This is a genomic window from Thermodesulfobacteriota bacterium, assembly GCA_040756475.1.
In the GTDB taxonomy this organism is placed as follows: Bacteria; Desulfobacterota; Deferrisomatia; order Deferrisomatales; family JACRMM01; genus JBFLZB01.
In genome coordinates this window covers 1-14716 of sequence record JBFLZB010000114.1, presented here as the reverse complement: position 1 = coordinate 14716, position 14716 = coordinate 1, and the positions used below count along the sequence as shown (strand labels likewise).

Sequence of the window (14716 nt, the reverse complement as noted above, 5' to 3'; positions counted from 1 at the left end):
GGCGGGTTTCCCGCCCTCCCCTCTTCGCTTGTTTGCGGTCCGAGACCGTGGTAAGGAAGGGTCCCATGCCCAAGAAGCGCGTCATCCTGCTGCTGGTCGTCGTGGTGCTGGTGGCCGGCGTCGCCGGCGGCGCTTTCGTCGCCTACAACACCTGGGTCGCCTCCCGGGCCGCCTCCGAAGCGGCGCCGCCCGCTGCGCCCCCAAAGGTGACCCTGGGGCCCGTCTACCCCGTCGAGCCCTTCATGGTGAATCTGGCGGATCCGGGGCGGCCCAAGTTCCTCAAGGTGGTCTTGCAGCTCGAGCTCGACTCCGGCGCGGTGGTGCCCGAGCTCGACGGACTCAAGCCCAAGGTGCGCGACTCGCTCCTGACCCTGCTCTCCAGCAAGGGCTCCGCCGACCTGGCCACGGTGGCGGACAAGGAGCGCCTGCGCAACGAGATCATCCACCGGCTCAACGCCTTTCTCGCCGCGGGCCGGGTCGTGGAAGTCTACTTCACCGAGTTCGTGGTTCAGTAGCAGGAGGGGCAGGTGGCAAGAGCGGCCCAGCCCCCGGCACCGGAGCGGGGGGACGAGGGGGGAGACAAACGCGACTGGGGCATCCTGCGCGACATCCCGCTTCGCCTCACGGTGGAGATCGGGCGTACCCGCACCCGGGTGAGGGAAATCCTGGGGCTCGAGGTGGGCTCCCTGGTGGTCACCACCAAGCTCTCGGGCGAGCCCATGGACCTCTCCCTGAACGGCGAGATCTTCGCCCGGGCGGAAGTCATCATCATCAAGGACAAGCTCTGGGCCCGCCTCACCAAGATCGTGGGGACGGACCGGTGAACGGGCCTTCCCTTTCCCGGGCACCGGCCCGCACCGCCCTCCTCCTGCTCGCCCTGGCTCTCTCCTGGGGCGCCGGGGCTCCCGCCTGGGGGCAGGAACGCGCCCGGGTAGAGTGGCAGGAGCCCACCGTCAACGTGCGGTCGGGCCCGAACCTGGGCGCCAGCCGGGTGGGACGCCTCGCCCGGGGCGCCGAGGTCGAGGTGCTGGGGGAGCGCGCAGAGTGGACGCGGGTGCGCCACGCCGGGGGTGAGGGATGGGTGGTCACCCGAAGCCTGCGACGGCTCCCGGCAACCGCCCCGGAGCCGGCGGCGGCTGCTCCGCCCCCCGAGCCGGCTCGGACCGAGACCTCCGGCCCGCACCCGCCCCCCCCCCACTCCCCGGAGCCGGCGCAGGCGCCGCCCCCCGCTGCTGCGCCACCGGCCGTTCCCGACCGGGACGCCGGGGACTTGGGGTACCTGAGCGGCCTGGAGGAAACGCCTTCGCCGTCCTACGAGCCGGGACCCGGGCTCCTTCGGCTGCTCTCGGGCCTTCTCCTGGTGCTGGCCCTCCTGGCGGGTCTGGTGTGGGCGCTCCGCAAGCTCTCGGGGGGCGGCCTCCTGGCCGGAGGGCGGCGGGCCGGCCCCATCCGGGTCCTCGCCGCCCGGGCGGTGGGCCCCCGGCAGGGGCTCGTGCTCGTGGAGGTGGGGGGGCTGGTGTGGCTCCTCTCCCAGGGCCCCGAAGGCCTGCGGCTCGTTGCCGAGATCCGCGACGAAGCCGCCCTGGAGCGGCTCAACGGGCAGTACGGGTTTCGGGAGACCCCCTTCGAGACGGCCCTGCGCAACCGGTTGGACATCGAGGGCGCGGAACCGGGACAGGGAGCAACGGCCGCGCCCGCCGGGAACCGATCGCCGGGCGAGGGTGCCGCGACGAGCCCCGAAGAGCGCCTAGCCGCCCTGCGCCGGCGTCCTCCGGCCGGAGGGGGAACGCCGTGAGGCGGGTCCTCCCCGCCCTCCTGCTTCTGCTCGCCGCCACCGGGGCTTCGGCCCAGGAGGAGCTGATCCCCGCGCTCCGGTTCGGGCTGGAGCGGGCCACGGGGCCCCAGGACGTGGCCCTCACGCTCCAGATCGTGTTCCTGCTCACGGTCCTCACGCTGGCACCCGCGATCCTGATCCTCCTCACCTCGTTTACCCGGATCGTGGTAGTGCTCTCCTTCCTGCGAAACGCCCTGGGCACCCAGGCCATGCCCCCCAACCAGGTGCTGGTGGGGCTGGCCCTCTTCCTCACCCTGTTCGTCATGACCCCCACCTGGGACGGGGTGTACGGCGACGCGCTGCGCCCCTACCTGGACGGCCGCATCTCCCAGGCCCAGGCCCTGGAGAACGCCCGGCCGCCGGTGCAGAAGTTCCTCCTCGCCCACACCCGAGAGAAGGACATCGCGCTCTTCGTGCGCCTGGGCAAGCTCGCGCCGCCCCGCACCCCGGACGAGGTGCCCATGACCGCGCTCGTGCCCGCCTTCATCATCAGCGAGCTGCGCACGGCCTTCACGATCGGGTTCCTCCTCTACATCCCCTTCGTGATCATCGACCTGGTGGTGGCCAGCGTGCTCATGAGCATGGGAATGTTCATGCTGCCCCCCATGATGGTGAGCCTGCCCTTCAAGCTCATCTTCTTCGTGCTCGTGGACGGCTGGAACCTGGTGGTGGGGAGCCTCGCGCGGAGCTTCCTCGGGTGAACCCCGACGACGTGGTCGCCGTGGGCCGTCAGGCCCTGGAGGTGACGGTGCTCCTGGCGAGCCCGCTGCTCATCACGGCGCTGGTGGTGGGGGTCCTCATCAGCCTGGTGCAGGCGGTGACCCAGATCCAGGAGCAGACGCTCACCTTCGTGCCCAAGTTCCTCGCCATCCTCCTGGTCTTCCTCCTCTCCCTCCCCTGGGCCATGAACGTCATGCTCAGCTACGCCACCGAGCTCTTCCTGAGCTTCCACCGGTTCGTGGGGTAGCGGGGCCACGGGCCCCCCGGCGGCGTTGCTCCGTCGGTCGAAATCGAAATCGGGATCGGTATCGGCCGTCGATTTCGATTTCGATCGCGATTTCGATTTCGATGGGGATGGGAATGGTGCCCCCGGCTGTGCCGCGGGGGCGGGCTACTCCACCCAGTCCGCGACGAAGATGTCGGTGGCCCGGGGCTTCTGGGGGTTTCGGTTGGCGCCGAAGGCGAGCTTCTTCCCGTCGGGTGAAAACATGGGGAAGCTGTCGAAGGTGGTGTTGTAGGTGAGCCGTTCGAGCCCCGTGCCGTCGGCCCGGATCAGGTAGAGCTCGAAGTTGTGCCCGAACGTGCCCAGGTCGTCTCGCCAGTCGTCCATGTTGCTCGAGAAGACGATCCGCTCCCCGTCCGGGTGCCAGGAGGGGGCCCAGTTGGTGGCCCGGTTGTGGAGGATGCGGCGCTTGTTTCCCCCGTCGGCGTCCATCACCCAGAGGTCCAGCGGCACGGCCACGATGTAGTCGCGGGCCATGCAGTCGGCCCACAGGGCCATTTCCTCCGGGGTCTCGGGGTACCAGGCGCGCCACACGATGCGCTTGCCGTCGGGGCTCCACCAGGGGCCCCCGTCGTAGCCCACCCGGTCGGTGAGCCGGGTGACGTTGCCGCCGTCCGCATCCATGGCGTAGATGTCGAAGTCCCCCTCCCGCTGGGAGCCGAACACGATCCGCCCGTCGGCGCGCACCACGGGCTCCGCGTCGTACTTGGGGTTGTCGGTCAGGCGCACCAGCCCCGAGCCGTCGGCGTTGGCCGCGTAGATGTCGTAGGGATGCAGCGGCCACACGTACCGGTGTCCCCCGATCTCGGGCTTGGGGGGGCACGCCCCGGGCAGATGGCTCGTGGAGGCGAACACGATGCGCTCGTCCCCGGGAAGGAAGAAGGCGCAGGTGTGGGCCCCCTGGTCCGGGCTCACCCGGCGCTTGTTCGACCCGTCTGCCTCCATGACCCAGATCTTGTCGCACGCTTCCCCGCCCCGGTTCGACTGCCAGATGAGGCGGGTGCCGTCCCCGCTCCAGTAGGCCTCCCCGTTGTCCCCGTCGTCGGTCAGGGCGGTCACGTTGGCGAGCCGGGTCTCCCGGGGGTCCTGTGCCTCCTGGGCACGGGCGGGCGGCGGCGCCAGGCCCCAGCCGGCAGTCAGGAGGCAGGAGGCGGCAACGAGGGCGAAGCGCGGCATGGCATGTCTCCCGGGACAAGGGTCAGAGCAGGGTGATGAGGCCGTCCACCTGGCGCAGCACCCGGTAGACCTCCTTGAGCTCCTCGGCGGTCTCGATCCGGGCGGTGAGGGTGGCCGAGAGGTAGGTCCCCTGGCGGCTCAGGCGGGTGCGCAGCTCGACCCTGCGGTCCCCGCCCAGGGCTTCGCGGGCCAGGCGGTGGCATCGTTCCGAGAACTCGCGGGTGTGGTGCCCGATGGCCTTGAAGCTGTACACGGTGGGGAACTCCAGGAGCTCCTCCACCGGGACGCGCTCGCCGGTGCGCTCCGCCATGGGGTCAGGGCTTGCGGCCCGCGCACCGGGTGCACGGGGTGTCCCCGGGGGCGAGCTCGTCGCGCGTTTCCGCCTGGGAGACCACGGTGCGCATCCCGCACAGGGACCACACCACCCCGTACTCCCGGTGGGCCTCGGTGTGCCACGAGCCGCGGCCCGTCATGCGAAAGAAGCTCCCGCGGTGGCTGGTGTCCTGGCCGGTCTTGGATTTCGTCTGGGGGGTCTGGGTCATGGCTTCCGGGGGGATGGGGTGGGCTTCGAGGGCCGGATTCTACGACATCCGCCTCCCGATGTCAGCACCGGCATGGGCACTGTGCCCTGCGCCCCGGCGTGCCGTCGAGGAGAACCTCTCGATATGGGGCGAATCCCCGGCGGCCAGCGAAAGCAGTTGATTTGACACTGCCGACCGTTCTATACGTCTGCAACTTCCCCGTTGCGCGGCAAGTATCCGGGCGGTTATCCGAGGAAGAGCGTCGTGCCGCGGCCTGTGGGGTCCACCGCTGGCGCCGCGGAGGCGGGAGGGGGTTCCCAGCGGGAAGGACCGCTCAAGTTCCCGCCCTATGTTGCCGAAATTGCGAAAGGCGCCGCCACCGCCGGGGAAATCCGTGAGAAGGCCACGGCTTCCACGGTCCCCATGGGGCGGCGGGAGGGATGGCCGTCGAGAATATGCGGGGCTCGGCGCGGGAACATTTGTGAAAGTTCTTTCTATTAGAAATGTTCCGGTTCTGCCCCACGCCCGGGCAACACCCCCAGCGGCATCGTCCCAAGGGCACGCTGGGGAGCAGGGAAGACTCGCGCACCGGCCGAGAGGCCAAAGGCGCTACCGCATACGGAGGACGACATGGCGGGGGCATTGCACCGGCGGTTCGGTTTGATCCGGTCAGCGCTGGCCCGATGGGGTCTGGCCTGTGGGCTCGCTGCCGGCTTTGGCGCAGCTTGGGCCGCCACCCACTACCCCCCGGGGGCGATCTGCTACGACTGCCACGCGGTCTCCAAGTCCAAGATGGTGGTGGGCACCCACCTGCTCAAGAAGTCCGACCGCTCCGTGGCCCTGGGGATCTCCGAGTCGAACCCCCAGGCCCCCTGCCTCTTCTGCCACGACCGAAACGCGACGCCTTCGGTGGTGAACCGAGACCGGATGAAGGGGGTGTGGGACCACTTCGGCGCCTCGTCCACGTCCAAGCACGGGGCCGATCTGCGCAGCGGCTTCGGCGACCAGACCTCGCTTTTCGACTGCCGGGACTGTCACACCGGCATCGACGTGGGCGTGGTGTCCGACGGGGCGGGAAACGCCCGGGTCCACAACTCCGACGCCAGCGGCGCAGCCCGGATCGACGTCCACGCCACGCTCGTGGGGTGGCTCGCGACCGGCTACGACCTCTCCGCGCACACCTGCACCAACGCCGCCTGCCACGGGGGCACGGTCCCCAACGCGTACGGCACGTTGGCGGCCCGGCCGGCCCACGGCATAGCCAGGACGACGCTCGCGGGGGGAGCCGTGCCCACGGCGTGCACCCAGTGCCACGGCACCCACAACAGCTACCAGAACACCTCGCTCGTGACGCTTCGCACCGACGGCACCACCTCCAACAACCCGGCCGATCCCCTGGCGACGCGGGTCACCCCGGAAAAGTGCGGTATCTGCCACGCACAGGACGATGCAGGGGTATACGCGGCCAAGGGCCACGGCCAGGCCACCATCGCCAGCGGGTCGCTGGGCTGCACCGCCTGCCACGCGGAGAACGTGGCCCACCGTTTCTCCAAGGACGCCCCGGGAACCAACCCCCTGCGGTTCAAGTTCGCCGAGAACACCTCCGCCCAGTCCGCCATCCGCCAACAGCCCCCCTACGACCAGGTCTACTCCATCTGCCTCACGTGCCACGCCCCGTTTGGCGGAAAAGCCCATGGGGGCACCACCACCGTGGCCGGCTGCAACGACTGCCACGAGCCCCACGGGGCGGGGGTGGAGCCCAACGTCAAGATGGTGCGGCGCCAGATCCCGAAGGTGGATGCCGCGGGCACCCCCGTGTACGGCGACGGCTCCGCCTCGGCGCCCTACTGGCTCGTCCGCTACACTTCGCCGGGCGACCACACCTACAAGGTCGACGGCACGGGCCTGTGCGACAACCGGGAGTGCCACCAGGGAAGAACCGCCGACGACGACCCGACGCGCCCCTTGTGGCCCCTCTCCACCTTCCTCACCGGCGGCCGCCACAGCGAGGGGGACCGGCCCACCGGCGCCGACTACAACTGCCAGGAGTGCCACAAGCACCTGGACTCGGCGGGGAGCTGGGGGGCCCGGGACTCCTGCACGAGCTGCCACGGGCAACCGCCGCCCCCGGCGGCCGCGGGCTACACGGGCTTCTCGGAAGTCACCACGGGGCACCGCAAGCACGCGGGCGACGGGACCGGCCAATACCGCTACGACTGCTCCCACTGCCACGGCGGCTACCCCGGCAGCCACTTGAACGGCGGATTTCAAGACGTGCTCTTCGGTGCACTGAACCCGAGCGGAGCCTACAACTCCGGCCCGGCAACCTGCGCCGGCCTCTACTGCCACAGCGACGGCCAGAGCAGCGCGAGCGCCGCCACCTCCCCCGCCTGGAACGCCGGCGTCCTCTCCTGCCGCGGCTGCCACGGCGGCGTGGAGGGCCCCACCCGCATCGCCACCGTGAGCCATCCCCAGCACCTGGCCGGCGGCGCCACCTGCGCCCACTGCCACGCCGACACGGTGGCCGCCGTGGGCACCGACACCACCACCGTCATCGCGGGCCTAGAGTTTCACGTCAACGGCATCAAGAACCTCAAGGCCTCGGGGAGTTTCGCCGGGCAGCCGGTCGTCTTCGCCACCGGCGGGGCCGCCACCTGCGCGAGCATCAGCTGCCACAACGGGGGCAGCGCCGACTGGGGCGCAACGCTCGCGTGCTCGGACTGCCACTTCCGCACCGCGGCCCAGGGGGGCGACCTCGACAACTTCGCATACGGGGACGGCACGCTCGCGGCCGTGAGCTCCGACGAGTGGGCCAGCGCAGGCCACGGGCGTTCCTCGGGCACCTACCCCTCGAACAACCCCGCCGCGGCCTTTGCGGGTCCCGCGGAGGACCCCCGAGGCTGCGCCTACTGCCACGACCCGGCGGTGGCCCACGGCGAGTCCACCAACCCCTTTCGCCTGGCCAACCAGGGGGTCCTCTCCGGCACCGGTAACGAGCACCGCGGCTGGAACGACGCCTGCCTCGCGTGCCACGGCACCGGGAGCACCGGCTACGACCCCGACGGAATCGGCGGCGTCTACACGGGCAAGAACGGCACCCGAAACGTGGGGGAGAACCACTACGGCGGCAAGCACGGCGCGGACCGAAACGGCGGCGCCTTCTGCTGGGACTGCCACGACCCCCACGGGGACGACCAGCACTACATGGTGCAGGGCGGCGACGGGGTGACCTCCCAATCCGACGGCCTCTACGGCATCCCCCTGACCCGCCGGCCGGTCACAGGCCTCAACGTGGCCAGCGGCGGGTACACGTCCTCCGACCTGGTGAACGACAACTTCTCGGGGCTGTGCCAGACGTGCCACACCGTGGCCGCGTCCTACAACCAGTCCACCAACACCCCGCTGGCCGACCACAACAGCGCCCACACCCAGCGCTGCACCGCCTGCCACACCCACGACAACGACTTCGGCGCCGGGTGCACGAGCTGCCACGGCTACCCGCCCCCCGAGAGCCCGTTTACGGGCACCACCGTCACCTGGACCTCCGACAAGGCGGCCGCGCCGGCCACCCTGGGGCTCCACGCCACCCACGCCGCCGGGGCGGCCCCCTACGTGACCGGGGGCTGCTTTCTCACCTGCCACACCGGCAACACCCACCTCACCAACAAGACCGCCGCCGACATGGGGGTGAAGGCGGCCACGGTGGGGGCCTCCACGGGCATCTACCAATATTCGACGCTCGACAACTTCGACCTCTGGCTAGGCGGGGCGCTGCCGGGAAACCAGAGCGTGGTGGACGACACCTGCACCAACGTCGTCTGCCATGCCTCGACGTACGACGCCAACGCCCTCCGGAGTCCGGCCAACCCAGGCTACCGGCGCTACTGGAACCAGAATCTCGACTGCTACAGCTGCCACGCCTACGACGGTGTCACGGCCACCTTCTGGCAGAGTGGCTCCACCTCCTTCCCCACCGCGCGGCCCGAGGCCGACCGCACCGCCATGGCCAGCGGCTCCCACGCCGTGCACGTGGAGACCTACCGCCTGAGCTGCCATGACTGCCACATCGACGCCGGGGGCGGACAGTGTTCCGCCTGCCACGTCACGATCCCCGAGAACACCCGCTTGGGGCGCGGCGGCAGCCACAAGAACGGCACCGTGAACTTCGTCAGCAACTTCGGCGTGGTGCGGCTCACCGGCGATCCTCGCGGCGGCAGCACCGGGGGCTTTTACGACGCGGACGGCATTCCCCCCTTTAGCACCGTGGCGAACCTGGTGCCCCGGGAAAACGGGGGCACGGGCTACTACTGCGTCAACGTCTACTGCCACTCCACCGGCGAGCCCCGGGGCCCCGAGGCCATCGCCTACCGCAACGACACCCGCTGGACCCAGGCCGCCACCGGCGCCTGCGGCACCTGCCACGCGGTGGACGCGGTTGCGGGAGGCCTCACCACCAACGTGCACCAAACCCACGTGGGAGGCGCCGCGGGCCAGTACGGCTACGCCTGCACCGTGTGCCACGCCACCGTGGTGGGCGGCGTAAAGCCCGACTACACCATCGCGAGCACCGCGCTCCACGTCAACGGCGCGAACAACGTGGCCTTTGCCGCCAACGAGGGCACCTACGCCACCACCGATGGCACCTGCTCGGCCACCTACTGCCACAGCCGGGGCCTGGACCACAGCGCCCCCTACACCCAGGCCAACAACGCCCCTCGGACGGAGCCCGACTGGGATCTCGTCTCCGGCACCCTGGGGTGCAACGGCTGCCACGGCGACGTCGCTGCGGCCTACCCCAGCTATCCCAACGACACTCCCGTGAAGCCCGGGAACCAGCCGGCCGACCCGACCCACCTGAAGAAGAACAGCCACCCGGCGCACCAAGCATACGCGTGCCGCTCGTGCCACGCCGCCACGGCCGGCGAAGGCACCACCATCGCCACGGCGGCCAATCACGCCAACAAGACCTGGGACCTGCTGGCCGGAGGCGGCGCCACCTTCACCGTCGAGGCCGGCACGGGCACGATCTCGGATGCGGCCTACGTGCCCGCCACCTGCAACACCATCTCCTGCCACGGGGACGGAAACGCCGTGTGGGGCGCCACGCTTACGTGCGCCGACTGCCACCTTCGCACCGCGGCCCAGGGGGGCGACCAGGACAACTTCGTCTACGGCGACGGCATCGTCGCCCTGGTGAGCTCCGACGAGTGGGGGAGCACGGGCCACGGCCGCCCCAGCGGGGCAGGCGCGTACCCCTCCGGGAACCCCGCCGCCAACCAGGCAAACCGGTTCTCCTCCTGCACCAACTACTGCCACACCACCGCCGTACCCCACGGCGCGGCGACCAACCCCTTCCGGCTGCGCACCAGCGGCGGGTTCGTGGACTTCAGCGACACCGGCTACCCCCAGAACGACAACACCGTGTGCCTCGACTGCCACAGCGCCACGGGCGCCCTGAACGGCCACGCCATCACCCACGTGAGCCAGAGCCACCACGGCGGCAGCCACACGGCGGGCCGCAACGGCGGCGCCTTCTGCTGGGACTGCCACGACCCCCATGGGGACGACCAGCACTTCATGGTCCAGGGCGGGGCAGGGGTCACCACCCAGTCCGACGGCGCCTACGGCGTCCCGGTTTCCCGGCGGCCCGTCACTGGGCTCGACGTCTCCAACGGGTACACCTCCGACGACCTCGTGACATCGGTCCGCGGCAGCGGCAACACCTACTACGGCTTCTGCCAGACCTGCCACGCGTCCACCGGCGGCGCCCAGTTCTACCACCAGAGCCTCTTCACCCCCCTGGCCGACCACAACGGCGCCGACACCCTGCGCTGCACCCTGTGCCACCCCCACAGCGCCGGATTCGAAGCCTCGTGCAGCGGCTGCCACGGGTCCACCGCCACGAACCAGTTCTGGCCCAGCGGCACCGGCGGCACGCCCGCCTGGGCCAACGACGAGCCGGGCGCCCACGACGCCCACGTGCGGGCCATCGGGCTCTACCTGGGATACGGGGACTTCTCCGCCTCCATGTACAGCTTCAACCAGCAGACGGCCATCTGCGTGTTCTGCCACCCGGACCCGGGGGGCAGCGGCCACGCGGCCGACGACGGGGACCAGCGGGTCGACCTCTACGACGGCACCGGCCCGGGGGACCGGTTCCGGTCCTGGCGGCCCGGCGCCGGGGCGTCGGGGGAGGATGCCAGCCCCGCGGCCACCTACGACCCCGCGGCCCGCACCTGCGCCAACTCCGGCTGCCACTACCGCACCCCCACCCCTTCCTACGGCGGCGCGGGCTGGAACGGCGCCGGCCAGGGGGCCAACCAGGCCACCTGCCTCACCTGCCACTTCTTCCGCGACACGGGAACCTACGCCTCCCCGGCGTGGACGCCCGGCGCCCTCCCCGACGCCCACCCGGTGCACGTGGCCGGAACCGCTCCGCCCAGCAACTCCCAGAGCAAGGCCTACCCCTGCGCCACCTGCCACCCCACGGCCGGCTACACCAACGCCCACGCCGACGGGAGCATCGGCCTGGCCACCGGGGGCCTGCCCAACCCCACCGGCACCGAGGCCTTCGGGGGCTTCAACGCCCAGCTCAAATACGGCGCCGGGGCGGCGGCCACCCAGTGCAGCAATTTCTACTGCCACGGCGCGGCCTTCCCCGCCGACGTGCGCGGCACCAATACCGCCCCCGTGTGGAACGACCACTCCACGGCCTACTGCAGCACCTGCCACAACGTGGACGTGAACGGAGGCCTGGGCAACGCCGTCACCCGGGGCAAGCACACCACCCACCTCTCCCCCATCGGCACCGGCCCCCGCTGGGGTCCCGGCATGGGGTCCCACTCGGCGGACTGCACCTACTGCCACGGCATCCGCAGCCACACCGGCGGTACCCCGGGCTGTTACGCCCAGCTCTGCCACCCGGGGGGCGGCAACGACCGGCCCGGGGGGATCACCGACCGGGGCTGGGCGTCCTTTCCCACGGCGAGCCACGTGGACGGGGCATTCCAGGTGGATTTCCAGGGTCGGGACCGGGGCTGGAACTGGTTCGACGATTACGTGAGCGGGAGCAACGCAGGCACGGTGACCAGCCTGGCGGACTCCGACGTGTGCGACCGGTGCCACTCCACCGCCGAGGTGGCGGGCAACCGCGGCGCCCAGCTCGCCAAGGACAACTGGCTCACCCCCGGCTACCGGCTCCCCTGCGCGAGCTGCCACAACGCGGCCTCCCCCGCCTACTCCAGCGCGGTCAACGCCGGGGTCGCCGCGCCGGAGAAGACCTCGCGCTACACCGCCGACAACGGCGGCCACGGCCGCGCCGGCACCTTCTCGGCCACGGGCAACCCGGCGCCGGGCTACACCCAGTGCACCCAGTGCCACAGCAACCAGGGCCTCCACATCACCGGCTTCTCGGGCGACGGCACCCGGCTGGGTGGCGGCCTGACCCGCCTCAACATCTGCAGCGACTGCCACGTGCCCGGCCGAACCGCCGTGGGGGTGCTCGGCTACGACGCCATCGTGGAGGCGAGCTTCCACGCCTCTTCGGTCACGGGTAACTACGGCACCAACGCGGCCTACGACTACGCCTGCGTCGTCTGCCACGACCCCCACGGAACCAGCAACATCGCCATGATCAAGACCACCATCGCCGACGGCATGGGGGGGCAGGCCACAGGAGTCACCCTCTCCGCCGAAACCGGCCTCGATCCTTCGAGCGCCGCCGACAACGGCGTGTGCGACCGCTGCCACGCCGACGGGGCACAGGCCCACGCCCTGACCTCGTTCCCCAACAACCACAACCACGGCACGCGATGCCTCGACTGCCACGACCACAAGGCCAGCTTCTCGTCCTCGTGCGAAGGCTGCCACGGCGGCGGCGACCCCGCCGCCCCCCAGGTGGTCTGGCCCGCGGGCAACCGCCCGGGCGCCACGGGCCAGGCCGGCTACGGCTCCCACCTCAAGGCCAACCGAAGCCAGACCCTGGGGGGAACCACCAACTGGAAGCTCCAGTGCAACCAGTGCCACACCGGCCACAACGGCCCCGTCAAGGTGCCTTCGCCGCCCACGAACTGGAACAACCGCGCCGGCGGCGGGGGCACGACCTTCAACATGCGCGACCGCCTGGGGCTGGGCTACTCCCTGGAGACCGGGGTCGCCATCCACCTAGGCGGCACCGCCACAACTGGTGCCTCCACCGAGGCCGAGTTCTGCTGGGGCTGCCACGATTCCCAGAGCCCACAGGTGAGCGAGTGGGGGTACAGCACCAAGACCACGCCCTCGGGCTTCCCGGTGGTGCAGTTCCCCACCGCCGATGACGGCACCGCCGAGACCTTCAACTTCGGGTGGCTCTACACGAGCAGCGCCTACACCACGAAGACGAGCAACTGGACCACCGGCTACTGGCGCGACCAGTACGACCCGGCCTTGCGGCGGCGCATCGTGTCGGTGCACGCCGTCAACCTGGATCAGCCCGTCTCGAGCCAGTTTTCCAGCGCGGAGAAGCGGGTCAACGTGACGACCGGGGCCATCACCTGGACCCAGTCCCCCGGCACCAACGTGGAGACCGTGGCCCAGATCCGCTGCTCCTACTGCCACGACGTCCACGACCTGAACCGGTCCCAGGAAGAGCGGCCCTCGGCCCAGGGGGGCAACAACCGGCCCCAGACGGGGAAGCCGTGGCTCCGGGGCAAGTGGATGGGCAACCCCTACCCCCCCGACCTGCCGCCCCGGCCCGGGTACACCTACCCCCTTACGGGGGGCCCGACGAAGAACAAGTTCCAGAACCAGGGGGCCACCTTCCAGTCCCAGGCCCAAACGGCCGGGATGCCCCGGCTGTGGGGCTTCAACGGCGACAACGTGAGCCGGGGCAAGGGGGGCTTCTTCATCGACCAGAACAGCAACGATCCCACCTCCCAGACCGGCTACACCACCCTGGAGGACACGGCGGGGCTGTGCACCCTGTGCCACGGCACCGACGTGAACAACATGGACTACTACCCCAACAGCACCGCCGCCACGAACCTGTGGCGAAGCGTCCAGGTCAACGGCCACTCCAACGCCGTCCTGGGCGGCACGGGGGCAAACAAGCGCAAGATCTTCGACGCCCGGCGCGGGGGAACCAACGCCTCCATGGGCCAGCAGATGCCCGCCTCCAGCCAGCCCGAACTAAGTACGTTCTGGGGCCCGAGATACAAGAGCACGAAGGTCATGGACGGCAGCACCCGGTGGGGCCCCTTCCCGACCGGGTGGTGGGGCACCCCCGCGGGGGGCACCCACCCGGCCTTGAGCGCGTGGAGCTCCATGAGCGGCTGGTCGGACTGGTACGGCACCACCCAGGTGGCCAAGACCAACTACCACCGGTTCACCTGCTCCAAGTGCCACACCCCCCACGCGTCGGGCCTGCCGGCCTTGCTCACGACCAACTGCCTGGACGTGAACGTGGTGGGGACCAAGTGGAGCGCGTACGGCTCGGGCACCACCGGGGTGACCCCCCTGGGCAACGCCGCCAACAACTGCCACCGCAAGACCGCGGCCTCGGACGGGTGGCACCGGCTGAGCGCCGGGCCCAATGAGTAGGGGGAGAGCCGTGCGCGGCGCCGGATGGGACGCCGCCGGGAGCGATCCGGGGGACCTTCGGGCCCCCGCCGGAAGTCACCAGGAGTTTCCGATGAAGACCCACACGCGAACCTTGGCGGCGGCTGCCGCGGCGCTTTTCCTGTGGGGAGGCGCTGCAGGGGCTACGGATTTCGTGCGGGAGGGCTTCGAGAACCTCTCGGGGAAGGCCCGGGCCGGGGCAGCCCCGGGCCGGCAAGGCGGCGGCTGGACCCAGCACCGCCTGGAGTTCGACCTCCCGGATCCCCCGAGCGTAGATCTCCCCGCCCGCTTCGGCGCGGCCGCCCGCGGGATGATCTCCTTCGACCTCCAGCGAAAGGACCTGGCGCTCGAAAGCGGCCGGCGCACGGTCTTCCACCTCCTGGACCGGGACGGGTACGGAGTCCTCCTGGTGCAGTGGTCGTGGGACGCCTCCGAGAGCCCGGGCCTGCCCGCGCTCTACTTCGGCGGCGCGGACTACCTGGACTACGGCCTGGACCTGTGGGGCGTGGCACTTCCCCTGGACCAGCCGGTGCGCCCGGGGCAGTGGGTCCACGTGGATCTGGTGTGGGACGATGGGGCAGGGCGCTA

General features: G+C 70.8%; 10 protein-coding genes. 7 read left to right on the top strand and 3 right to left on the bottom strand.

All coding sequences use genetic code 11. The features are described 5' to 3' along the window. The first annotated feature begins 65 nt into the window (after positions 1-65). Genes AB1578_15500 through fliQ form a run of 5 tightly spaced genes read left to right on the top strand, consistent with a single transcriptional unit; the run spans position 66 to position 2801 of the window. Positions 66-515: a flagellar basal body-associated FliL family protein gene (locus AB1578_15500; protein MEW6489309.1), complete on the top strand. Its 450-nt coding sequence runs from the start codon at positions 66-68 to the stop codon at positions 513-515. Positions 516-527: 12 nt separating this feature from the next. After that, positions 528-824, top strand: coding sequence for a FliM/FliN family flagellar motor switch protein (locus tag AB1578_15495; GenBank protein ID MEW6489308.1), 297 nt, complete (start codon positions 528-530; stop codon positions 822-824). Further along, a complete protein-coding gene (locus AB1578_15490) occupies positions 821-1795 on the top strand; it encodes a flagellar biosynthetic protein FliO (GenBank protein MEW6489307.1) in 975 nt (324 codons plus the stop codon). Before AB1578_15495 ends, AB1578_15490 begins: the two co-directional genes overlap by 4 nt. Continuing rightward, a complete protein-coding gene (fliP, locus tag AB1578_15485; protein ID MEW6489306.1) occupies positions 1792-2535 on the top strand; it encodes a flagellar type III secretion system pore protein FliP in 744 nt (247 codons plus the stop codon). The genes AB1578_15490 and fliP overlap by 4 nt, the downstream gene beginning before the upstream one ends. Continuing rightward, on the top strand, positions 2532-2801 hold the full coding sequence (gene fliQ / locus AB1578_15480) for a flagellar biosynthesis protein FliQ (GenBank protein MEW6489305.1): 270 nt from the start codon (positions 2532-2534) through the stop codon (positions 2799-2801). Before fliP ends, fliQ begins: the two co-directional genes overlap by 4 nt. 144 nt (positions 2802-2945) lie before the next feature. Here the strand turns inward: fliQ and AB1578_15475 are convergent, their stop codons facing one another. From AB1578_15475 to AB1578_15465, 3 genes are read right to left on the bottom strand one after another with little or no spacing between them, the layout of a single operon-like run. Then, entirely contained in the window at positions 2946-4013 is a 1068-nt protein-coding gene (locus tag AB1578_15475) for a hypothetical protein (GenBank protein ID MEW6489304.1), read from the bottom strand. Between the two features lie 22 nt (positions 4014-4035). Further along, positions 4036-4323, bottom strand: coding sequence for a DUF493 domain-containing protein (locus tag AB1578_15470; protein MEW6489303.1), 288 nt, complete (start codon positions 4321-4323; stop codon positions 4036-4038). A gap of 4 nt (positions 4324-4327) precedes the next feature. Further along, complete coding sequence (locus AB1578_15465; protein ID MEW6489302.1) at positions 4328-4555, bottom strand: hypothetical protein; 228 nt, start codon at positions 4553-4555, stop codon at positions 4328-4330. Positions 4556-5164: 609 nt separating this feature from the next. Here AB1578_15465 and AB1578_15460 point away from each other — a divergent pair. Both AB1578_15460 and AB1578_15455 read left to right on the top strand, forming a co-directional pair. Beyond that, a complete protein-coding gene (locus AB1578_15460; GenBank protein ID MEW6489301.1) occupies positions 5165-14110 on the top strand; it encodes a CxxxxCH/CxxCH domain-containing protein in 8946 nt (2981 codons plus the stop codon). Between the two features lie 91 nt (positions 14111-14201). Continuing rightward, the coding region (locus AB1578_15455) for a hypothetical protein (protein ID MEW6489300.1) at positions 14202-14716 on the top strand (515 nt) is incomplete at its 3' end.